This is a genomic window from Peptococcaceae bacterium 1198_IL3148 (assembly GCA_036763105.1).
In the GTDB taxonomy this organism is placed as follows: domain Bacteria; phylum Bacillota; class Desulfotomaculia; order Desulfotomaculales; family Desulfohalotomaculaceae; genus JBAIYS01.
In genome coordinates this window covers 13100-36051 of sequence record JBAIYS010000018.1, presented here as the reverse complement: position 1 = coordinate 36051, position 22952 = coordinate 13100, and the positions used below count along the sequence as shown (strand labels likewise).

Genomic DNA, 22952 nt, shown 5'->3' with positions numbered 1-22952 from the left:
GCTACTAATATGAAGGAGAGGTATATGTGACAGTATAAGTACCTGGCATATAAGAACTAACTGCACGCCCTCTCCCTGTTAATTTTATTGGTGTTGTGATATCTAGAAAGGTACCTACCTTAAATCTAAAATGATTTGTAACTTCTGCCTTTACTGTAGTACCCCAAGGTACCGGACTATTAGGGGCGGATACATACACATCTACTTTAGTAGGCTCTAAATTCATATCTTGCACAAACTCTTTTAATGCATTATCTGCTTGTTCTGTATAACCGCCGTACTTACCTTGACTTACTGCAATAAACTGTGCCTGGTTTTGTAAGGCATACCATTGTCCCATCATACCGATGAATAATGCACCAGCAACTAAAAAACCAATGAGAATAAAAAGCATACCAAAGGTTGATACCATATCCTTTAGCATTAAACCACCTCATTAAATTCCTAAAGTATCAGTGATGTTGTTAATCATGCGTTGAAATAATTCTGTTGCGGTACTATCTGATATTGCCATAATTGCACCGATAACTATTACAACTATAACGGCTGAACCTAATGTCCACGCAGCTGCTGATAATTGTCCACTTTCGCTAGTAATTGTAGTCTTAATCTTTCTCTTAAAGGTCTTAATAATTTTTTTCATTAAAAACACTCTCCTTAATTAGTTGTAGTACTTTTAACCACGGCAAAATATCGCATTTGTTTGCTCACATATTGCTTGTCATTAAAGGGGATTTTGTCATTGAATACTGGCACCTCTATAACAGCCATATACCCTGGTTGGTTTGCTGTTCCTCCTGGAACTGGATCTCCTGGCACAACACTTTCAAAACTTTTGATCTCAATGTTGCCAGGATAATAATTGTAGTTATTAGGAATAAAACTATCACCACTGACACTACCTTCAATCATATCGGCAAAAGCCGATTTAAAATATTGTTTTGTTTCAGCAGTACGCAAAGCTACCATGCTAACGTCACCATCCATATTACTGGCCTGTGCTGCATAATTCATTGCTTCGCCAAACCAGTCATAAGTGGTGACAAGTTTTGTCTGGATACCATAAACTAAAGCCATAACCATGATTATTACTAAGAATATCAGGATTATGGCCATTCCAAGAACAGGGATCTCTATAAATCCATCTTCTTTTTTTAGATTCGGAAGAACCACCCTCTTATACTTGTAAATATGAATATCACTGCTAGCAGACATGCAATTAGCCCTAGTATCCATACTATTATTGAAAATATGGAGACCTTTTTTTTTGTTGACATCGTTTCCCTCCTTTATCACATACCGAAACCTCCTGTAATTTGGTCTTCAACAAATCCCCATGCAGGATAGCCAAAGATGGGTATTGCTCCTACAAGTGCTAGTACCGCAATTAAGGCAAACAAACCAGACTTAGTTACTGTAGCTCTAGTGGCTGCTTGATCATTTTCGTTGTCAACACTTTCTGCTAAATCTAGAAACATGTCAGCTTCAACTTTACTTTCCCAAGCCATGCCTAATCTAAAGCAAACTGCATCTATTATCGGATGTTTAGCCTTTCTCGATAACGTGTTTAAAGCTTGGTTTGTTTCTCCTGTACGTTTAATTCTATTAATAACCAGTTGCATTTCGCTTTTTAATGGCTCAGGTAAAAATGGTACTGTATATACCAAAGCTTCGCTAGGCGTTAAAGCACCAACATCAAGAAATGCTGGCATAAAATTAATTAAAGGTGGTACACCTTGAAATAGTTCAGCTTGCCACTTTTTAAATTCATTTTCAATTAAAATACGGGTGGTTAAAACGCCCGCAACAGTAGCAACAAAGCCCACTATTATAGAAAATGCACCTATAAACTTTACAGTTAAAATAGTTGCCAATAAGCCAAAACCTAAACCAAAAAATGTTGCATACTTAATAATGTCATCTATTGACTTATTAATAATTGTTAATTTTTTCTCATTGCCACCTGAATTAAAGAATCGTTCTAACTGTGTTTTTAGAAACTCAGTTGTTAAACCTACTGGTGTAGTATCATACTCACTTGTTGGAACAAAGAGTAAGTAAAATGTAACTAGGACAGAGGCGAACAGTCCTATGAATAATATCGCATCCAAATACATTCCTCCCTTCTAACTTTCAAGATCTGCATTGCTTGATATTTTTACTACTGCAAAGATTAAACCAACCACAATTAAACAACCTGATGCCATTATTATGGGTACTTCTCGGTATTCGGCTCGAAATACAGTAGCATCCATGATTAAACCTAATGACAAAATAACAATGGCTAAAAGGCAGGCGATTTGCGGTTCCATGTTAGCTTTTCGTCGTTCCATAAGTTGTTTTTCCCTTTTTCTAAGTGCCACACCAAGCCGTTTAAGCCCTTTGGCCGCGGCTGTTGGTCCACCTGCTTTTTCAGAGGCTTCAATAATTGCAGCCGCCGCATCAAATTCCTTTAAACCGTATTTGTTTCCCATCTGGCGAAGCATTACGTGGAAAGGAGCGCCATCAAGGTTTCTTCTAGCAAGCATTTCTTGAAAATCTTGGTTAAAAGGTGCAGGCATACGTAATGCTGAGTGCCGAATAACATCTGTAGTTAACTGTCCGGCACCATACATACCAGCAGCACTTGTTATAAAATCCTTTGCTAATTCCCTTGGTTTTTCTTTTTTCTTATGCTCCCTCCACTTCAATACCCATTTAGGTAAATGCCAACCTAAAAAGGCAAAAATCAAACCTGACAATACACTCAAAAATACTACTCTTCCAAAGAAGAAAAATATAGTTGCTGAAATTAAAGGTAACACATATACTTGAAATTTATCCTTAAATGTTTTTTGTTTTGGAAGATCACTCTTTAAAAGTGCTTCTAAATTTACAGGGAACTCCCCTACAATAAGTAAATAAAATAACAAAAATAAACTAAACAGTAACAATAACTTAATTAACACTGTACTCCCCCCTGGTCGGCAGCATATAAATAACCGTTCCCAATAACCTTTTCATATTCAGGTTTTATTGTGCCGCCTCTAAAGCCTAGATCAGCCAAACCTTTATTGGAAATAGGATTTTCATATATCCACCGTCTGGTTTTACCTCTTGTAAGTGCATATTCTTCTTTGTCAAAGCGGATTATTGGTCTGTAATCATCATCAGTTACCTGTACAAGTTCCATAAGGGTTCTTTTTTTCATACTATCTTTATCAACAAAAATTAGGTAATTAAACATTGATCGTATTTGATCATCTACCAACTCTCTTGGTAATGTCATACCACCCCGGGCAAACATTTTCGGCAATCTGGAACGCAATTGATTAACTGAACCACAGTGGGCTGTTGTCCAGAATCCACCGGAAGTTGATTCTGCTATTTCCGCTGCTGCAACAACTTCCCCGGCCCGTATCTCTGAAACAATAGTTCTATCGGGGTTATTCCGGTTAAAACTGTCGCATATATCACCCATACTTAGAATTTCATTTCCACCGATTTTTACTGTTACAACGTTTATGCAGTTTTCTAGGTTTGGCATAAATAATTCAAAACTGGTTTCGCCAATCATTGTTCTATCCATTGGATCAATAAATAAGCCTAATGCCCTTAATAGAGTTGTCTTACCACTGTCTGTACGACCAAAGACACCAATATTACACTGCCCCGGTACTAACAAATCTTTTGCTATATCGCTGAATAGCTGTGGCATTGTCCCATTTGCAACCATAACTGATAATGGCAGTGGTGGTCTAAGAACAGGTGATTTACGTATAGTAATCATTGTACCTAAAGGACATGCTTTATACCCCATAGCTGCTAAACGACTGCCATCGGGAAGCCATGCGTCTACTACAGGTGATTCCGCTGTAAATGAGCGACCAGCCTTGTCACAGTGTAATTGCACAAAGTCTTTTACCTCTTGATCATTTTTAAAATAGTGGTTACCTACATAATGAGGTCTACCATGTTTACCAACAAAAACTTTTGGTCCATCCTTAGAAGGGTTAATCATTGTTTCAGTTATTTCCTCAGCTTCAGGCCCTGTAAAAAACTCTGATAGTTGTCCATACCCTGTTGCTTGGCCTAAAATTTTACCTGTAATTTCTTCAATTTCATCTGGTAATAAATCCTTACGGGTTAATACTGTTTGCCTTATGATCTGTTCTAAATAGTCAACGTTTATTGATTCACCCAAAGCCACTTTATCTCCATTAAATAAATCGGGATGCTCCTTGTAAATCTGTGATGCTAATTCCTCTACAATATCTGTTTTCTGTACATCAACTATGCTATCCCAATCCTGATTAGACATTTCCAAACTGTCTTTACTCATTTAAGCCACCTCCGTTTTAATTAAAAGCCTCTATAAAAATAACCTTGGCTTAAAGCCAAGGTTATTGAGCACGACTATTAACGCCAGTACCATTTACTAACAAACTTTTATTTACTGAACCGTCAATATAATCATTGCCCGTATATTTCTGCTGTACTATTCCTGCCTCCGTCAATTTTATTTCTATCCATTCATAGGTGTATTTTATCCTATACTGACAATGAATAGGGTATCTCCTAGGACTGTCTGCCATTAGTTGCTTTGTTACCTGGTTATATACCTTAGCCCCATCCATTGAGAAATCTTGTTTAAATGTTGCCGTTGCTGAATTACCTGCTGGTGTCATATTAACAGTTTTAGTACCAACCGGCTCTAGTGGGTTTCCAAAGGTAAACTCTGAATGTTTCTTTGGATATGTTATTTTGGCCCACTCTATATTCCAACCAGTTACTTTAATATCGCTAATATAATCCCCACCCTTTATAGGCTGAGTAAAGGGTATTGGTGGTTTAGTTACAGTCAATGTGGCCGTTACGCTATCTGTCCATTTTGCTGTACCAGGTTCTCTAACTACGCTGCCATCTTGGTTAACCGCCTTAAAGGTTATGTCAGCCTTGCTTTCTGATCCCGGCACTGGTGAAGGTGGTGGAGTAAAGGTACCGGCTGCTATACTTACAACTGATGTATTGTTGTTCCAACTGGTTTCAATTGCTGGTTTGTTTTCTGCAGGGTTTACTTTGACTATGATGCTATAGGGATTCTTTTTAACCGGCACTTTAATATATAGATCTTTATTCTCTTGTGGTTGTAGTGCTATATTATCCTCTGCACTTTTCCATGAACCATTTATCCGGTATTTAAGATCCGTTGTAACCGGTACGCTGGAATTGTTTTTTACAACTACCTTTATATCTACTTCGCTTCCAAGTTTAAGGTTTTCGTATTTATCCAAAGTTGATATTGCTAAGTCTATGTTTTGGCTTACTGCTGCAATACTTCCAGGTACCCATAAAGTCGATTCAGTGCCTAATTGACTGTTCCAATTACGGCCACGATAAAAAGATGTACTTTTATCAGCCTCATCACGGTTTATAATATTACCTTGGGAATCATACTCTGGAACCCACTGGTCATAGTTTGGTGCTAAATGGGTTGATCTTAGGTATGTTTCGTCTATATTAAGCAAGTTATCAAATACGCTATATACAGCAGTAGCCCCTTGGTTAGTTTGAGCTTTTAAGTGGTAATATCTCTCCCCAAATTGGTTCGCCGGTGTTAATCGGAAACTGGTATCTAGCCCGTATTGCTTGGCTAAGTTTTCATTTATTCCGGAAGATTGATTATGAAATGCACTAGGAGTAGGTACCGGCCCTTTAGCTGTTACAGAAATATTACCTCGCTCGCCTTGGGTAATAAAATCAAATATTTTATGCTTCCCTTTGTTGGCAACCGGTAGTCTGAACTCTTTGGTTACTGTAGGACTGTAGGTATCTTTATCTGTTCGTAACAAAAAGATTTCTGTCTGCACATTAGAAAGATCGTCACCTTCGTTAACCCCATATTTTTTGCCTGTCCACTCGCTTGCCCATACCCAAGTTGGATTGTCAATTTTTATTGTTAATCCATCAATTTCAGTTACTGCAGCATTGTATAACACTACTGGTATTTCTCTTACATATATGCCCAGGTTTTCAGGATCGGGGGAGTGAGCATTCATTTCATTTGCATACGCTTTGACTGGACAAAGCCATAGAGTTATCATGGAAAAGAAAAGGGCAGCAGCAAGAGCTACTACCAAAGCATATCCTTCGTTTGGATTTTTCTTTTGCATTTATCAACCTCCTTTTCTAAAAGATTAGAAAAAGCCCCTATTCAGGGGCTTCAAACCGATTATTGCGCTCTACTATTTACGCCTGTTCCATTGACATATAAGTTGCCCGATAGAGTACCAGAAGTGCTTCCTGAACCAGTTTTCGTCTCATACCAAGTTTTGCATCTCCGCTTTCCTTCACTATTTTTGCTGCAGCTCCTATGTTTTACTTGATATTCATATGTGTAGTGAATTGTATATTTTGCGGTTATCGGGTAATTCTTAGGTGTAACAGCCATCATTTTCTGTGTAACTTGATTATATATCTTAGCCCCGTCCATGGCCCAATCTTCTTGGAATGTTACTGACGAACTGTGGCCACCTGTGCTCATGTTTAATGTCTTAGTTCCCTGCGGTGGCAACGGATTACCAAAGGTGAATTTTGGGTTTTTAGCTGGTATTGTCAGTGTTGCTGAAGTTATATTCCAACTGGTTATACTGCCCCTTGGTGCTTTAGGTGCCGGTGGATTTATTGTGGCCGTTACCTTATCTGTCCATTTCGCTGTACCAGCAGGACGTGTAATTGTGCCGGTCTGGTTAACTGCTTTGAATTTTATATCTCCGCCCAACATTGGGGGTGGATCTGCAACTTTAGCCAAAACTTCAATTTCGCCAACATTATCCTCTTTTGTCTGCTCTTCAATCGTTTCTGGTAGTGGTGCCGTATCTACTACCACCTTAATGGCACTTGTGGGGTCTTGGGCTGTGTAGTTGATGTTGATTACTTTTGTTTCATTCGGCCCGAGATTAATAGTGCTTACAAGATTGCCTGATTGATCTTTTACCTTTGCTTGCCAACCGTTGTTATATGCTGCCACCGGCACGTTTGTAAAGCTTTGATCACTTTCGTTAACTATCTCTGCATTAGCAGAGTATAGTGTACCTGGTACTGCTTCGCCAGAGGTTACACCTGGTTCGATTTCACCCACCATGATATTAGGTAGTTCTGTTGGTGGTATGGCATACCATTTGATAATACCTGGTAGGTACCAACGCCAGCCCTCGACCATTTCTTCAATGTCTTTAACTTCATAGCCTATTTTTGTGCGGTTAGAAGAATCTGTTAAGTCTAAGGAATAATTTTGATCTAAGTATTCTAAATCCAATTTCCATTGAACTTGAGCTTTACCTGCTACTAAATCTTGGCTTGCAACACTCACAGAAAGACTTTGAGGTAGATATTTTAAATAATTATCTTTAAACCTTTGGTAAGGCATCATGCTCTGCAATGGATTTCCGGCTGGGTCAGACATTCTACCACCTGCATTTACATAATCATCTGCTGAGAAAGGATATTGAACTTCGACTCTGGTTATTGTCCAGCCTTCTTTTACTTTATCCTCTAGCGTGTAAGTAAAAGGTTTGGTCGGTTTATTTTTGTCACCTCTAGCATCAATATCACCATCATTATTGGTATCCTGCCATGTAGACCCTTTCCAAACATCAAAATAACCCATAATTACCTGTTGATGGATAAGCTGTTCCTGTTGGGGATTTTCTGTTTCAGAAGGCAAAGCGAAAGCCGCTCCATTTGGAACGGCTGTAATTATTAATGTTAGTATTAACAAACAGTTAATAAGTTTCTTTAACATTCTCATTTACCCCCTTTAACATCCACATGTAATAACTTATCGCCGTACTGGAACAATACGCCGGTTACTTTATTCATATCAGGGGTAGGTAGAGGGTTTTTGTAAGTACCACCGCGAATATGTTTCTTAGCAGCAAAAGTTGTTTCTGTTGTACCTTGCATATCAGGGTTCGTACTGTAATTATATCTTATAATATTACCTTCCTCCACCAGTATAAACCCTAAACCAGTATGATAAATTGAAGATTGAGTTGTATATACCCCTTCATCAGTAATTTTGACATCATGAATAACAGACGTATCACCAATATGAATACCATTTGATTGTCTCAGTTCATCTACAGTCACTTTTTGAAATTTGAGATTTATTTTCTCTCTAGTCATGGGATCATATTGTAGGGATTCTTCCCATCCTTCTGCAAAATTCCACCCATCAAAGCTAAACGGTTGACCACTAAAAGGCATTGCTTTTGCCACAATTTCATCTATGGTACCAGTTGGTACTTGTGGTTGCACTGGAACCTCTGGTACTTCCGGTACTTTTGGTAACTGGCCACCAACAAAATCTACCACAGTGCTAATGTCAGGCTGTTCTTGCCCTGCAGGGTAAGCAATTACCATACCGTTTGTGGCATCCCAGGCCACTTGATAGCCAAGGGCCTCGGCCACGTACCGGGCTGGCAAATAGGTTCGACCGGTTTTTAACATCGGTGCTACATCCGTCAGTTTAGTTTGACCGGTGGCCACTATTTGCTTTTTCCCGATAGTTAACTCCGCTGTTTTATCACCCAATGTTAATGCAGCTTTGTTAGTACTACCATTCCAGGCAATGTTTTCATTGGTTACACCCAAAGCATTTCCTAGATAACGCACCGGCACAAAAGTACGACCTTGTTCAATAAACGGGGATGCATCCATCCTCGTCCCTGGTGTTTGGTTGTTAACAAAGTATTGGTTGCTATCAACTTTAAACACTACACTTGTAACTAACTGATTATCATGGTAAACATCAACCTGTTCTGTCGGTTGATCTGCTGCTGCTATAGTAGTTAAACTTAAGACCAAGCAACTAGACACAAAAACTTTAGACAAAAACTTTTTAAACATATATCAATCACTCTCCTTATTTATATTAAGACTAAGATTTCCAATTGAACGTCTAGAACCTGCTCTTTTAGTTCTGACATTTTGTTTCTCTCCTATCTTTTACCTTGATTTTATTGTACAACATAACCAAGATAAAAACAACACTATAGGAATTAAAAAACTCTGCTTTTTAATTATCATGCAGAGTTTTTTGTCTAATATATTCACTTAAGCTTAGACCAATTTTATTAGCTTTTTCTAGCATATCTTTGTACTCTTTATCTGAAGCCGAAAAAGTTCGCGTTTTTCTCTTGTCTTTAACAGCAGGCCTTCCTGAATTGGGACGCGGCCCTCCATGCTGTCCTTTTGTATTATTCTTACGCTCCTTCAATCGCATCCCCCCACTTGAAAAAATTATATACCTTTTTCAAATGTAAAACAACCTACTGACACATACGAAAATTATTTCACGTAAAATAAAAGCACCAGGGTTTTTCATCAGTTCAAAGTTACTTCTTTCTTACTAATTCAAAATCATCACCATGCTTTTGTTTAAATAAAATATGATTGTTATCTTTAATAGTAACCTCATATTGCACAGCCATATAGCCACTATTAAAAACAACTTTTTTGCCTTCCTCTACCCACTTCCAATTCCCTTGCCCAGCTAAATAACTGCAATCAACATCTTTGTATGATAGAAGTGTACCATCTTCCAAAAAAATTACGCTATCAGCGTTTTTTTCATCAACCCAAGTACCAACTAATATATCCTTCTCCGGTTTTGATTCCCCACATGCCACCAAGAGCATTAACACCATAATGCATATTGCTACTTTAGAAACCTTTCCCACTTACACCAAACCCACCTTTCAATACCACATTTAACTAATACCCCCTACTTTTTAGAAGTCTACCACCCTCCAGCAGATAATCAAGGGTCTCCGCTACGCTCCGATGAACGTCCGCCCTTGACAATCTGCTTCCAGATGGTAGTGTAATTTTCAAGTAGGGGTAAGGTTAATTCTGGCCTTTGGGCCTCACACTTTAAAAATATAGCAATTAATAGCTTTCTTTTTTCCCTGGTATTTCATTGCTCTTTCTAGCGGTATCTTAGTATCAAGTTTATGCATAAACTCATATTTAATCTTATATCTCTCAAATAACACATCAAGCTTTATTGGTGTATATGTGTAAAAAACTACTCCTTTGAAATCACTTTGCATTTTATTTACAATGTTAACCAAATCATGTCTATTATTTACTTCAGCACGTTTTAAAAGATGTATTTCCATAAACTTAGATTTGCTATCAATCTCTTGTATTTTCTTAAAATCAGCTACTCCACCCATTTTGCTAACTAACATAAGAATTAGCTTATTAGAAGGAATAATTAGCACCTTACCGTACTTTTTAGTTATAAAAATGTAATCTAACAGCAATATTGCAATCAGCGGCATAAGTATCAATAATGATTCCCAAAAAGTAATTGTAAAAGGTAATGAAGAAATTAGTGTAGATAACACTATTAATATCGTAAGTAGAACTATAACTGCATATTTCCCAAATCTCTCAACTGCCATAGCTGCAGGGGCTAGAAACAACCAATAAAGTGTTATCAAATATCGTATAGGCGTTAGAAGTTTATTATAATAGAACATCTTACCCTCCTTAGCGCTTCCATAATATAACAATTAATCTTGACAAAAGTGTTATTATTTATGATAATAAAAGTGGGAATACTAATAACAAAATGGCTTGTGTGCCTCACTGCCGAGGTTTCATTTCAACCCTTGAACTGCTGCAACGGTTCAAGGGTTTTTAATTACTAGCTACGGTCAGCTATTAACACTACAAGGGTGATTAGGAGTATCACTGCAATAACTATCTGTATAGTATCAGATATAGTGATCATCCGCCCCACCCCCTTTCTTTGGATGTTTCCATCCTCGGCAGGTGAGGCCCATTTGTTATAGTATTCCCTTTGTGTATTTTACCACAATTTTCTACATTGATATATTGATTTTGATAATTTAGCCGCCATAGAGCGTGTGGGCTGGCAATTATCTGCGGTCTTATAAAATGCCCATACGTTCTGTGGTGGAACCGGGCTTTGCCCGGAATCATTCATTTATTAACTTTATAGACTTCACAATTTTTTCCCAATCCTGTCCTGTTTCTGATAAACAATGTGGCGTGTTCCCATTAGCTGCAGCTACTACCTGCCTATAGTCAATATCTGCAATTATACGATATTTACATACTTTCTTAAGTTGTTCATTAAAGACTAACTCTATTGCAGGTTTTTCCACTCCCACCCTTGCTAATTCTTTCAGTTGTAAGGCAACTATTTCACTTTCCTGTGGCGTTGTCACCGGAATAATAATTATATCTGCCTCACTCAATGCTGCAAATGTTGGTGGTAACTCAAAATCCCTACCTGCATCAATTACAACAATTCCTGCATCTTCTTTTGCTTTATTAATTAGTTGCTTAAATAAATCCTTGGCATCATCAACAGTTTTAGCAATGTCCGGGGTCCCTATATTCCCCAACTTATTACCTGCTGGCAGATAACGTATACCCCATTTTTTAACTCTTAATAGATTAGGTAATAATTCAGGAGTTAACGCATCACACATCGTCAGAACTCCTGCATCTTTTGGGCTGGCATCTTTTAAAGAAGTTTGTTTAATATCGAACCACACATCAAGCTCAGGGCAAGTAAGGTCAAAATTCAATAAAGCAGCCCTTAGTGTTATTGAGATATTAAGTGCTGTAAATGACTTATAACTTCCAGTTGGATTCCATACTGTTAGTACCCTTGCAAATTTATTATCTTCTTCCACTGCCTTTGTTTTTGAAAAAACACCGCCAATAACTTGTTTGAAAAATCCTTTACGTTTGTTAAACTCTTTTTTACTTCTATCAACTTCATCATCTTCAAGCCGTTCTCTTTTAGTTAAAGAACCACTAATACCGGCACTTATAGCAATTATTTTAAATATATCTTTTAAACTAATAAGTTTAACACCGGCTGCAGCAGCTTGCCTATAATCTGATAAACTTTTATTTTCCTTTATGGCCATGAATTTTCTATCTCGAAAAATGTCTGCCCACTCAATAGCTAACTCTAGTGCATTAAAAAACCCAACTATCACCAGATCCGCTTCAGTATCCTTCATAATATCATAAGCACTCTCTACATCCTGGGCCGTTGCAACAATTATAGAAGAATATTGACTTAATCCTTCTATAACATCAATATCACCAAACACCATTAACCTCATATTTAGCACCCCTTAATTAACATACAAGAAGCCCTAATTCTGCAACTAATTTACCTACCGTAGAGGCCATTGTGCTGCTCTTAGTTATTGCCGGCGCACCATTAGATAAAGCTTGGAGACATGCTTCATAATCACTTTCAATACAAAATGGTTTAACACCTATGATATCTTTAGTTATAACATCCACCGGTACGCCATGCGGATTATTTTTATTTACTAAATACAAAGGCGAACAGTATTTTAATAGTTTATTTTGTTTAATTAATAATTCAATTGATTGCAAGTCTGTATCTAGAACAACTACAGAAAAATCACATTCCGGAAAAGGTAATATTTTACCAGGGTAATTTATTACAATTACATCATAATTATATTTAACTTCTTCAAACATCCCGTGAAAGTCACCAACGCTCCTGGGTATGATTAACTCACCCCACTTACCACTATACACAGAACTTGGTTCAACTTCTGCAGGATCATTTATACCTAAATGAAAACTTGCGGTTGGTGGCTCTCCAAAATCCACCAATGCAACCTTTAAACCCGCATCAGTAATATGTCCAGCAAATGAAGTAGCTACTGTGGTACAACCTGAACCCCTTTTCAAACTAAAAAAACTTACTATTTTACCACGCGCACTAGGTTGTTCAGTTATTGTCTCCACATTTATATTTTCCTCATCTTCGATCTCCGGATCTTCTTCATCCCATAGCGGTGGATCATCTTCCTCATCAGGTAATAATTCAATAGCATTTTGCACTCCCTTAACTAGTTGGGATGATGTAACCTTTTTACCTGGTTTGCTTGTAATAATTAACTTTTCGTTTACACCCATATCAACTAACTTTTCATAAATAAACTTACTTTCTTCGTTTTCCTCACCCAAGGCCACAACTAAAACATCAACTTTTTCTTTTACCGCCCTTACTTTTTCAAGTAACGCCTGGTATGCCTCCTTGGGTGCAAGAGTTATAACAGCAATATTAAATTGAAGATCATCAATCATACTAACATCACCGGTATATATTTCAACTTCCGGTAATTTATCCTTAAAATAGTTTTCTACTCTTTTATTTTTTAACACTAGAAGTAGCTTTGTTTCCAAATATACCCCTCACCTTCTGTAAAAAGTCAGCTAGATGATAAAATTTCCCGTTATCTTTCTGTCTACCCTCATACCCCAGGATAATCTGCTCTGATAAAGAAAAGAACGCCTTTTTTATAGGCGTTTCCTTCTTTAATAGAACCGGCAATGTTCTTGGCCTTGCATTAGTGGCAGCTTTAATTGCTTTTTCATCTTTAGGCACTACTGCAGCTAGTTCAAATCCAATATTTCTGGCTACTTCCTTTGGCCTTCGCTCTGCTCTAGCATGATCCATATTTACAATCAACTTAACTTTATCTATTGATAAAAGTTTTTCATCACCTACAAGTTGAATATGGGCTCTATTACCTGCTGATTCTGATAAAACATCAGGTGATGCTACAATAATAGTTATATCACTCATAGATAGTGCCACCTTAGTACACGGCAATAACGCTGGCCCAAAGTCAACTAGTACATAATCAAAGTGCTCCAATAGACTACTTAAAATAAACTCTGTTAGCTTTTCATTCACCAAATCACTTTGTAAAACATTAGGTAAACCTGGCAATAAATATATGCCATTCATTACTTTAACCAACAACGAATTTACTTCGTCCCAATCAAGTTTATTACAGTTAAGCCAAGATAAAATATTTACCGTAGGCTTATACTTATAAAGCATGTAATCACTACAAGACTTTGTATTCAAGTCCATATCAACCAGGCATGTTTTTTTGCCTCCACTAGCAAGCACAGCAGAAATATTTTGGGCAATTGTGGTCTTTCCAGTTCCCCCTTTAAGACTGTAGACCGGTATCAGATAACCCCTCTTAATAGGTTTCCCCATTTCAGAATTCTGATAGTTTACTTGCTCTGGTTCTTCAAGTTGTAATTCCTCATTATTTATTGCAGTATTTTTTTCTACTGGTGCCAGTTCTTCAAGTTCATTCGCTTCAAATTCAACTTTGACAACTTCTTCAATTAATGGTTCATCTTCAAATTGCTGATTTAAAACAGGATCAGGCTTATTATTTTTTTCTTTTTCTGTTAAAGATTCAATATCGGCTAATTCGTACAAACTGCTATACCATTTAACATTTGTGCCTGTTATCTGCTTCCAAAGCACTAGAGAAGGAGGACAAATAATGTATATTTTGGGCCCTTTCATTTCTAGTGCTAATTTGATACCTTCATCCCCAGGAAACCCTATAATAACAATGTCATTATTTTTGGGCTTACCCCAGGTTTTTACAGCATCTTCAAATAAATATTGACACTCCTTTAAAAATTCGTCTGGCCCATAAACAAAAATCATTAGACCACCTCATATTTCACGTAAAATAAAAGTGTAAACCTGGTTGACACTTTATATATAATCATTGACTGCTGCATCAACCCAAGGTAAAGGATCTATCTTTCTCCCCCCTAGCCTAACTTCAAAATGTAAATGATCACCTGTAGAAACTCCTGTACTTCCAACTAGTCCTAAAGGTTTAGTCCTATCAATTTCATCACCCCTAGAAACTAATATTGCACTTAAATGTGCATAGTAGCTAGTAGATCCATCATCATGTGCAACAATAACTAAATATCCATAACCACCCGACCAACCGGCAGATATTACTTTACCTGGTTGTGCTGTATAAACTGCTGTACCACCAGGGGCAGCAACATCTATACCATCGTGATTTTTCCATTCTTTATCTACCGGATGGTATCTATAGCCAAAGTAAGATGTTATGTCTCTAAACTGTGGCGGTAAAGGCCAGGCCCCTTTTCCCGATGGTATAATTGTATTATTATACCTTTCAGCCGTTGCCGTTACCTCTCTTACATACAACCATGAATTGTTATATCTATAGATTGCTTTTGAAGGATCTTCATTGAAATTATTACTCTTTAAATAGTTAGCTGCTGAAAATATTGCATCCCAGGGGTTATATGGATCATATTGTCCGTCATTATCTCCATCTTGTTTATATGCCTCCCAAGTTCCGGGCATAAATTGCATGATTCCAATGGCCCCGGCACTTGAAACTGCAACGTTTTGTCCAAATTCTGTTTCAATCTTACATATAGCAGCCAAAATATTCCAAGGAATTTTATACTTTTCCTGGGCTTCTAAAAATATTTGCATATAATTGGCCGGTATTTGTCCCCTTATTAATGCACTAGGATCGCCAGCTTCCCAAGATCCTGATATGCCTTGATTTGAAAATAAAAAGGCCAACAGCATAAATATAGTGGCAGCCAACAGCATAACCGATAATATAAAACCGGCAATCAAATATATAATTAACTTTCTATGCTTATAAAAGTAAGCAGCTTTATAAGGCACAACTCTTTACTCACCATCCCTCTTGGGTATTTCAGTTGTTACCCTGGGATTAATATTCTCGTTTATCTTTCTTCCTCGCTTTTGCTTAGGTAATTCCTTTGGTGTTTGTGAAGTAACATTTAGCTTTTTTCCCTTAACCTTACTAGGCATAACAGTAGCATCTTTTGTCTTGTTTATATCTGATTTTGGAGTACGTTTGGTATTTAATTTTTGTTCTTTTACGTCCTTAACCTTACTAGACATAGTAGAAACATCTTTTGTTTTGTTTATATCTGATTTCGGGGTATGATTGGTATTAATAGTTTGTTCTTGTACTCCATTTGTCTTAGATTTTCTAACCAATGTCACTTTTTTCCGTTTTATTCCGTTATCAGCAACATGCCTACTGTTGCTTTTATCTAGTGATATACGTGTTTTTTCACTTGGTTCAACTTGTAAACTAATACTTTTTTCAACATCCTGCGCTTCACTCGGTAGCCATTGATTAGCAGGTGTTCCATCCTTAATTTCTGGTTCATTTTTTTCTTTAATATTATTATCTATATCTTTGGTTTGCCTATTAAAACCACTCTTGATCGTATATTTTGCTGGTTTATTATCTGTCTTTTCCTTATTAACGCTTGGGGTTGCTTGGGCATTATTTATATCCTTTTTGTTTTTATTACCATCTTTACTATTTTTAGCTTCAAATTTTTTATATTTTGGTTTGGTGTTATAATCTCTGTTTCTAACCCAAACCACTCTTTCATTTAACCAAGCCTGTCTAAGAGAATCGGCCATATTAGCAGCCTTACCAATAACCCCGCCTTTCCTCCTGGCGTTGTCGAGCACCTTATTTCTAGCAAGATTTTTAAAGCCTTGCTGTATGCTACCGGTGCGTTCATTTTGTACATTTCCAGCCCTGAAATTAACTGCATTATAAGCATGATTCAAAAACTTTTTTCTCCATAAAAAAGCCATAATTAAAATTAAATCAATAATAATCAGCTTTAAAAAATACATTTATTCACCTACTTTAAAGGCTCATCACTATATTTAAAACAACACATATAACGCCCATGAAAATACCATAAACAATTTTAACGCCAAAAGCATTTAAAGTCATAACACCTAACTTATTAGCATAATTCCAACCTACTTCTGGCAACATAGCAAGCAATAAAACAAACGGTGCCACAACAACACTTAGCAAAATCCCCAAGCCAGCTATAAAAACAATTGATCCTATAACAATAATAAATATTGAGTAAATAGCTGCTGTAATAAACAATACACAAGCAAAAAGGAAATCTACTATTACATCCGATGGCGCTAATGAGCTTACTGTTTGTGTATGTTTGCCATGATCTATTTTGTCGTCTTGGAAAACTGATATAGCATCCGCGCGTTCCTGACTACCAGCTTGTAGACCAAGGATTATTTGATCAACTCGCATACCCTGAGTAACTTTTTCTTTAATTTCCTGCGGTAAAACTTCTTTTACCTTTTCGTACTCTTCTCCAGTAATATACAGCGTTGACAAATCAGTTGTACCAAAGTTCATATAACACCAAGGTTGTATAACTAACATATTCCATGAGTTTTCGGCAAAAGATAAAATTCCCCTGTCCAATACCGACTTGGCCGGCACCTCATTATTGTATGACAAAGTTGTAAAGGCAGCTCCGGCAACCGTATCTGCAACATCAGACACATAATTTAAAACTGTATCTGTTTTTGCAATATATACAAACAGCAGTGCAGTAACAAGTATACTTATCAAAGCTCCTTTAAAAATATCAGTGTAACGGAACTTAATAAGTTTATAGATATAGTAAATCCCGGCAAAAGTCACAACCAGCATAAAAAGAGTGTTTTTTAAACCTGCAGAGTTACTATTACCGTTCCATATTTCCCTAGCAGTATCTGATAACTGCCCACCAAAAGCAATCCAAAAATTTGTGTGAAAAGCAGCTATTAAAACCTCTGTGGAAATTCTTACCAAACCGGTTGATATAGTAAATATCAAATTAGTGAACATGTTAAAAAAAACAAAAGTAGCATCACCTAAATTAGGGATTCCATATTTTGAAACCAATTTTGCGGAACAATCAACCCAATACCTTGTGAAAGGTATTTGCTCCCAATTAGGTTGCCAACTGGGATCAGTAATCACAATACCTGTTACAGCATCCTTTGATTCATTTGCCGTTTCAGTAACCAAAGGTGTTATGGTAAATAACTCAAAAATCTTAGCTTCGTACTCTGCTTTCCCATACAAATCTTTAAAAGGCATTCCTATTTCTTCAGCAGCAAAAACAGGCATACATACCATCAACATTAACACTAATATTAATAAGGTGATTTTTTTCAAGTACCCACCACCTTCTGGTCCTCTTTCGGGGTTGTATCAAATATTTGTTTCAGATAGCGAGGTAATAGAGTAATCTTAACTACCGAAACTCTATTATCCAGGTCTTTCATAAAACAAGTACCTGTACGCAACTGTCTGAACGTTTCTATAACATTGTTATCAGCATCTATTTGCAACAAATCAGCATTAGCCTTAATTTCATCGAGATCTTCAGTGTGGAATGCAAAAACATATCCAATATTCTTTTTAGTATCATCATCAAGATGTGAGTTATTTTGAGTTGATATAATTGGAATAATATTCATGCTTCTACCCATCAGGATTATTTCATTAGTTAATAATTTACCTTCGTTTACAAACTCCAACTTCCAATTTTCATCACTGCTATAAACTTTTAAAGCTTTGACATCATATTTTAATAGCACTTCTTTGGCGGCAACTGCTGCTAAATACATTAAACCGATAGATTGTCTTTCGCTCTCAGTTAACGGATCTTCTGGCTTTTTATTTTTACCTGGTAATGGCAACCCTGCGAGGTTAATAGATGTAATCTGTTCATCACCATCAAAAGATGTTGTTTCCTTAGTAAATACCATTCTACCTAGACTGCTCATTTTGTAAGCCTTTAATAGATTAGAGCATCTTCTTGCCTCATTAATCTTGTTTTCATCGGCATCTTGCATTGTTTCTAATACATTTAATACTGAATCAAGGTGCCATTTTTCTTGATTCAGTGAGTACACTTTATCTAGTGCTTCAACAATAGCTAATAAACGTGATTCGTTATCTCCTACCTTTAAAGTGATACATAAAAAGTCCCTTGCAATATCCCTCGCCTTCAATGGATCATTAGCTATTGTTAATGGATTAATTCTTGCATTGCCAGTATAACTTAAATCAACCTGTCTGCTCTTAAAGGGTAACAGCTCTAAAACATGATCTTCAGCCTTTGAGTTAATAGTAATTATCCTGGCACCTTTAAGCGCTGCCAAGTATATTAGCAAAAACTTAAGGTTGGTTTTACCGCCACCAAGTGTACCCAGCTCCAAAACTGCACCAGACCGATTCCTTAGCATTGCATCACCTGGCTTAAATAAAACAGGGATACCATTAAGCATATGTCCGATAACAAAACCTTTTTTATCTCCAACATCAAAGCTGGCCTGAACACCGGCTGCAGCAAGATATAATGGGTCACATGGTATTAAAGGCCCTCCCGGTTTAGCCCCTGGTATAAAAGAGTAAAACATTTTTAATTGATCTCCGGGTGCACGGACTAGTCTGAAATCAAAATTACTATACTTTTGCTGTACAATTTTAACAGCACTTCTTAATTCTCTTAAATCTTTAGCACTAACACATAAAGTACAACCAAATTTAACCAAACCCATGCCAGATGATAACTTAGCCTCTAATATTGGTTCTTGTTCTTCCGCAACATCTATTTCATGTGTTGTTTGTTCATTACTATCGTTGTATTCTCTGATTTGATCCTTTAACATACCGGACTTTTTCTTAAATGTTTTCTTAGCTTTAATATTTTTTTCGCATTCAAAATAAACAACTGCATCAACCGGTACCGAAAGAAAGTTTAAGAAAGATAACCATTCAACATTTAACTCACTGATATCTGTTGGCACATCGACCATGTGCATAAATGATTGATAATGAATTTCGCCACTAGGCGTAGTTAATGCCATCATTGTAGATTTTTCTTCGTAAGTAACACCATCACCTAAAGCTAGAACCATACTTTCATTAAAAAAACCACTCTCCCTCGCTGGTAAAGGTGGTGGTATATCATCACTTCTATAAAGATTTCTTCTTATCAGCCAATCTATGTCACTAAATGTTACTGGTTCAGTGCCTAAAGTGGGGGATATCTGCATTGATAATTCATTTTCCGCTATCTCGATTTCCTGTAATAATTGCGGTGTAATTACCCTTTTCTTAGTAGCTAAAAACATTTCAATAATTTGACTTTTTATATCCTTTACGGAATTAATCATTTCAACCTTTACTTTTTCAGGCAATGGCAGCTCTAAAGCAATATAAGTTTCTCGCTTCCAAGATCGTAATGTATTTAAGTAATCTATAGCATCAGTTGCATGATTATGAGCTTCTTTCATTATTTCTGCGGTCTTGGGATAGCAACCAGCATCAGCCAAATAAGTACCTTCGTCAATGCTTACTGGTCTAGTGAGATACAAAAGTTGGCCACGGCCCGAGAATACATTTAAAACTTCTTCCAACCTTCTCGGTACCATTTTTTTTACATTCTCATATTTAAAATTGTATGCTGATTGTGGCAGCTGATAAACAGCCATGGGTATAAAATCATTAGTTATAACAATATTTTTATGAAAGTATTTCAGAGGAAAATCCATTAATCCACCTCAACTTTCCAATCAAATTTTCCTTTACTACCTTTTGGAATAGGCCCTAAAAATGTACGTTTTTTCTTCCTTATTAAAAATAACAAAAAATCAATTATATACTTAGGTATAAATTTGCCGGCCGCATCAAACTTACTTGTTAACACCGTTATAGCGACTGTAAATGCTATTACAATCATCCAAGGAATTAAACCTATAGCCTTTAGCGCCGATCCTAAAATCAAACCAAATACTAAATAGCACACTAATAGATTAAAAAAGAATAAAACTGCCCACTCCAAATAAACAGGAACAGGCAATTTAATATCCCCCAGGTTAAAAATCACTGGCTTAATCTTGAAAAAAGGTTTATAACTATTAGCTTGTCTTAAAATTTTACCACTCATAATATCACCAATTAGTTAGAAATAATAATATCTATTCCAAACCAACCTGCTACCCATTTTACCGGTACCAATAATATCATCCCACTAGTAGCAATAATTAACAAAACTACAGTTGAAACAACCAAGAAAGCAGCTAAGAATACATATTGGTGTTTAATTATAAAGAGAATTGATATAATCACAATAAAACTTAGAGCAATAAACAAAGCAGTTTTACTTACCTGATTATTAATTTCTTCTACCGTAGCATCTGCAAAAGCCGGGGAAGCAAATGCCAGTAAAAACATAAATATTAAGATTATGCACTTTGTCTTTTTATTGTTCAACAAAGAGATCACTCCTTTATATTGGGTTTATAGATACCACTAAAGGTTTATTATTTTCCCACTGTACTTCAATGATTGCATGCTGCTTAATTACAGCGCCTTGAACGTCTACCCAGTATTGGGCCTGTACTTTTTTAGGTTGTTCAACCTTACTCTCACTAGTTACACCGGTTACACTTACTAACTTGCTATTACCAACCGGTTTAAGTTCGCTATCCTGCACAGTATAAATTGATATATCAGCTTTATTCTCACCCTGCAAATAAGATTCTAAGAACCTCTCAGCAAAAACCTTTAACTCGTCGCTTACTCCATAACTATAATTACTATCTCTTTTCTCTGAAGCTAATTCAAACGGTACTAAAACTGGTATAGATGCAGAATAAGGATTGCCATTACTTAAACCAATTCTACACTTAAAACATAAAGGTTCACTGTTTAAACTATTAACTAAAACAGTTACAAAATAACTGTCTTTATTTTTAACACAAGATAAAACAGAAACACTGCTAGGTTTATAAGATCCTGTTATATCCTGTAACCTGTAGCTTTCAATCAAGTTCTTATTAAATAGCTTTAAACGGTTAACGCGATTTTCTAATGGTTCATCTTTATCTAAAGTTGCAAATTCACTCACATAGGCACTGGCAAAGCTCATGACAATTTGTTGTTCATTTATCTGACTTATAGTTGCAACATCTTGGGTGTTTTTCATTATCATTGTTGCTACCGTTGAGCTGCGAACACTTAAAATTAATGATATTATTAATATCATCCATATAATTATTGTTATTACCCATTTTTTCATAACCCACCTCTATTAGTTAGTTAGATTTCTTAATACTGTCAATGCATGTAGCAACTCATCTTTATTCAAATAAACGTCCGGTCTTACATAATATTCATTTTCTTCATCATCGTAAACCTTGGTACCAGCAACAAAAATATATTCCCCTTTTTTTACTTCATTGGCCGGTATTGATACTCGAATACGTTCCTCCCCTATACTGGATGGATCATCTGTTCCTTTTATAAATATTTTCTTCCAACCATCAAAATTATTTGCTGCAGCTCCTTCGATATAAACCAATTCTATATTTTCTTTTTCCTTTTTAACTTTATCAATTTTTCCGTAGATTGCCATCGGTCCAGGATCTATATCACAACTACCGGCCAAAGATACATTAGATAATAAATTTTTAATGTGACCTTCACTTATATCTACAGCATTAACAAGATGGTTATTGCCTTGATTGAGTTCTGCAATAACTAATAAATCAGTACGACTTTCTAAATTGTTTTCAACATCTTCATTCTTAGCTAACAACCACACCGGTAATAAACTGTTATTTTTTAAGTCATATACAGCTTTTCGATTGGTTTCACTACTATCTTCAAGCTTTACATTTGACAAACTCTTTAAATTTTGTAGCAAATCCTTTAAAACACTATCCTTGTCAATACTAAAACCTATCATCTTATAAGGTGACTTAAGACGGCCAAAGACAATCTCATCTGATAATTCAATGTTGTAATTAACCTGCTTCACGTTATAAAATGCTACAGTTTCTTGACCATATGCTTGTCCATTAAACATCCTACAGTTTATAACTACCGTTTTGTCTATGTTGTTTTGAATATCTAAAAGATCATCTGGGTACATCGGATAAACTTGCCAATAGGTTTTATCCGCATAATTTATGTATTCTCCATTATTTGCCCTGAACATCAAGCTGCCAAAAACTATATGATCATTGATAACCTTACCAAAAATCCTGGCCTCCCTGTAGTAATTACCATATTGATCTTGGGAAGCATAACTATTTGCAGGTAATGCTACCATTATTAAAAAAAATAAGACTGAAATTGCAGTCTTAATTATCTTCATAAAGCATTTCCCCTTATTTA

At 36.3% G+C, this 22952-nt stretch carries 23 protein-coding genes; all 23 read right to left on the bottom strand.

What is annotated here, in order from left to right; genetic code table 11:
- Nucleotides 1-4 precede the first annotated feature (4 nt).
- The 23 genes from V6C27_13865 to V6C27_13755 all read right to left on the bottom strand — a co-directional run bounded on the left by V6C27_13865 (nt 5) and on the right by V6C27_13755 (nt 22932).
- Nucleotides 5-424, bottom strand: a complete 420-nt coding sequence (locus V6C27_13865) for a hypothetical protein (GenBank protein MEG6617495.1) — start codon at nt 422-424, stop codon at nt 5-7.
- Nucleotides 425-436: 12 nt separating this feature from the next.
- The gene (locus V6C27_13860) at nt 437-643 is read right to left on the bottom strand and encodes a hypothetical protein (GenBank protein MEG6617494.1); all 207 of its coding nucleotides are present in this window, start codon (nt 641-643) and stop codon (nt 437-439) included.
- Between the two features lie 14 nt (nt 644-657).
- On the bottom strand, nt 658-1296 hold the full coding sequence (locus V6C27_13855; GenBank protein ID MEG6617493.1) for a hypothetical protein: 639 nt from the start codon (nt 1294-1296) through the stop codon (nt 658-660).
- Nucleotides 1293-2111 carry a hypothetical protein gene (locus V6C27_13850; GenBank protein MEG6617492.1) on the bottom strand — a complete coding sequence of 273 codons (819 nt, stop codon included), beginning with the start codon at nt 2109-2111 and terminating at the stop codon, nt 1293-1295. Before V6C27_13850 ends, V6C27_13855 begins: the two co-directional genes overlap by 4 nt.
- A gap of 15 nt (nt 2112-2126) precedes the next feature.
- On the bottom strand, nt 2127-2948 hold the full coding sequence (locus tag V6C27_13845; GenBank protein MEG6617491.1) for a type II secretion system F family protein: 822 nt from the start codon (nt 2946-2948) through the stop codon (nt 2127-2129).
- Complete coding sequence (locus V6C27_13840; GenBank protein ID MEG6617490.1) at nt 2942-4321, bottom strand: ATPase, T2SS/T4P/T4SS family; 1380 nt, start codon at nt 4319-4321, stop codon at nt 2942-2944. Before V6C27_13840 ends, V6C27_13845 begins: the two co-directional genes overlap by 7 nt.
- A 61-nt stretch (nt 4322-4382) precedes the next feature.
- Nucleotides 4383-6152, bottom strand: a complete 1770-nt coding sequence (locus tag V6C27_13835) for a hypothetical protein (protein ID MEG6617489.1) — start codon at nt 6150-6152, stop codon at nt 4383-4385.
- Nucleotides 6153-6211: 59 nt separating this feature from the next.
- Nucleotides 6212-7783, bottom strand: a complete 1572-nt coding sequence (locus V6C27_13830) for a hypothetical protein (GenBank protein MEG6617488.1) — start codon at nt 7781-7783, stop codon at nt 6212-6214.
- A 2-nt stretch (nt 7784-7785) separates the two neighbouring features.
- On the bottom strand, nt 7786-8889 hold the full coding sequence (locus V6C27_13825; protein ID MEG6617487.1) for a copper amine oxidase N-terminal domain-containing protein: 1104 nt from the start codon (nt 8887-8889) through the stop codon (nt 7786-7788).
- Between the two features lie 169 nt (nt 8890-9058).
- Nucleotides 9059-9259: a hypothetical protein gene (locus tag V6C27_13820; GenBank protein ID MEG6617486.1), complete on the bottom strand. Its 201-nt coding sequence runs from the start codon at nt 9257-9259 to the stop codon at nt 9059-9061.
- Nucleotides 9260-9377: 118 nt separating this feature from the next.
- Entirely contained in the window at nt 9378-9722 is a 345-nt protein-coding gene (locus tag V6C27_13815) for a hypothetical protein (protein ID MEG6617485.1), read from the bottom strand.
- Between the two features lie 186 nt (nt 9723-9908).
- A complete protein-coding gene (locus V6C27_13810) occupies nt 9909-10529 on the bottom strand; it encodes a hypothetical protein (GenBank protein ID MEG6617484.1) in 621 nt (206 codons plus the stop codon).
- A gap of 462 nt (nt 10530-10991) precedes the next feature.
- Nucleotides 10992-12158 (bottom strand): hypothetical protein, encoded by a 1167-nt coding sequence (locus V6C27_13805; GenBank protein MEG6617483.1) that lies wholly within the window; start codon nt 12156-12158, stop codon nt 10992-10994.
- Between the two features lie 16 nt (nt 12159-12174).
- Nucleotides 12175-13263 (bottom strand): hypothetical protein, encoded by a 1089-nt coding sequence (locus V6C27_13800; GenBank protein ID MEG6617482.1) that lies wholly within the window; start codon nt 13261-13263, stop codon nt 12175-12177.
- Entirely contained in the window at nt 13229-14560 is a 1332-nt protein-coding gene (locus tag V6C27_13795) for an AAA family ATPase (GenBank protein ID MEG6617481.1), read from the bottom strand. Before V6C27_13795 ends, V6C27_13800 begins: the two co-directional genes overlap by 35 nt.
- 51 nt (nt 14561-14611) lie before the next feature.
- Nucleotides 14612-15583: a peptidoglycan DD-metalloendopeptidase family protein gene (locus tag V6C27_13790; protein MEG6617480.1), complete on the bottom strand. Its 972-nt coding sequence runs from the start codon at nt 15581-15583 to the stop codon at nt 14612-14614.
- 6 nt (nt 15584-15589) lie between these two features.
- Complete coding sequence (locus tag V6C27_13785; GenBank protein MEG6617479.1) at nt 15590-16585, bottom strand: hypothetical protein; 996 nt, start codon at nt 16583-16585, stop codon at nt 15590-15592.
- Between the two features lie 13 nt (nt 16586-16598).
- Nucleotides 16599-17936, bottom strand: coding sequence for a hypothetical protein (locus V6C27_13780; GenBank protein MEG6617478.1), 1338 nt, complete (start codon nt 17934-17936; stop codon nt 16599-16601).
- Nucleotides 17933-20323 carry an ATP-binding protein gene (locus tag V6C27_13775; protein MEG6617477.1) on the bottom strand — a complete coding sequence of 797 codons (2391 nt, stop codon included), beginning with the start codon at nt 20321-20323 and terminating at the stop codon, nt 17933-17935. The genes V6C27_13780 and V6C27_13775 overlap by 4 nt, the downstream gene beginning before the upstream one ends.
- Nucleotides 20323-20718 carry a TcpE family conjugal transfer membrane protein gene (locus V6C27_13770; protein MEG6617476.1) on the bottom strand — a complete coding sequence of 132 codons (396 nt, stop codon included), beginning with the start codon at nt 20716-20718 and terminating at the stop codon, nt 20323-20325. Before V6C27_13770 ends, V6C27_13775 begins: the two co-directional genes overlap by 1 nt.
- 11 nt (nt 20719-20729) lie before the next feature.
- Nucleotides 20730-21047 (bottom strand): hypothetical protein, encoded by a 318-nt coding sequence (locus V6C27_13765; GenBank protein MEG6617475.1) that lies wholly within the window; start codon nt 21045-21047, stop codon nt 20730-20732.
- 13 nt (nt 21048-21060) lie between these two features.
- Complete coding sequence (locus V6C27_13760; GenBank protein ID MEG6617474.1) at nt 21061-21852, bottom strand: hypothetical protein; 792 nt, start codon at nt 21850-21852, stop codon at nt 21061-21063.
- 12 nt (nt 21853-21864) lie between these two features.
- A complete protein-coding gene (locus V6C27_13755; protein ID MEG6617473.1) occupies nt 21865-22932 on the bottom strand; it encodes a hypothetical protein in 1068 nt (355 codons plus the stop codon).
- Between the last annotated feature and the right edge of the window lie 20 nt (nt 22933-22952).

What these genes read in the sequence shown, in the direction of transcription:
- V6C27_13865 (MEG6617495.1), bottom strand. Translation starts at nt 424, where the DNA reads ATGCTAAAGGATATGGTATCAACCTTTGGTATGCTTTTTATTCTCATT.
- V6C27_13860 (MEG6617494.1), bottom strand. Translation starts at nt 643, where the DNA reads ATGAAAAAAATTATTAAGACCTTTAAGAGAAAGATTAAGACTACAATT.
- V6C27_13840 (MEG6617490.1), bottom strand. Translation starts at nt 4,321, where the DNA reads ATGAGTAAAGACAGTTTGGAAATGTCTAATCAGGATTGGGATAGCATA.
- V6C27_13835 (MEG6617489.1), bottom strand. Translation starts at nt 6,152, where the DNA reads ATGCAAAAGAAAAATCCAAACGAAGGATATGCTTTGGTAGTAGCTCTT.
- V6C27_13830 (MEG6617488.1), bottom strand. Translation starts at nt 7,783, where the DNA reads ATGTTAAAGAAACTTATTAACTGTTTGTTAATACTAACATTAATAATT.
- V6C27_13825 (MEG6617487.1), bottom strand. Translation starts at nt 8,889, where the DNA reads ATGTTTAAAAAGTTTTTGTCTAAAGTTTTTGTGTCTAGTTGCTTGGTC.
- V6C27_13810 (MEG6617484.1), bottom strand. Translation starts at nt 10,529, where the DNA reads ATGTTCTATTATAATAAACTTCTAACGCCTATACGATATTTGATAACA.
- V6C27_13805 (MEG6617483.1), bottom strand. Translation starts at nt 12,158, where the DNA reads ATGAGGTTAATGGTGTTTGGTGATATTGATGTTATAGAAGGATTAAGT.
- V6C27_13795 (MEG6617481.1), bottom strand. Translation starts at nt 14,560, where the DNA reads ATGATTTTTGTTTATGGGCCAGACGAATTTTTAAAGGAGTGTCAATAT.
- V6C27_13785 (MEG6617479.1), bottom strand. Translation starts at nt 16,585, where the DNA reads ATGTATTTTTTAAAGCTGATTATTATTGATTTAATTTTAATTATGGCT.
- V6C27_13775 (MEG6617477.1), bottom strand. Translation starts at nt 20,323, where the DNA reads ATGGATTTTCCTCTGAAATACTTTCATAAAAATATTGTTATAACTAAT.
- V6C27_13770 (MEG6617476.1), bottom strand. Translation starts at nt 20,718, where the DNA reads ATGAGTGGTAAAATTTTAAGACAAGCTAATAGTTATAAACCTTTTTTC.
- V6C27_13760 (MEG6617474.1), bottom strand. Translation starts at nt 21,852, where the DNA reads ATGAAAAAATGGGTAATAACAATAATTATATGGATGATATTAATAATA.
- V6C27_13755 (MEG6617473.1), bottom strand. Translation starts at nt 22,932, where the DNA reads ATGAAGATAATTAAGACTGCAATTTCAGTCTTATTTTTTTTAATAATG.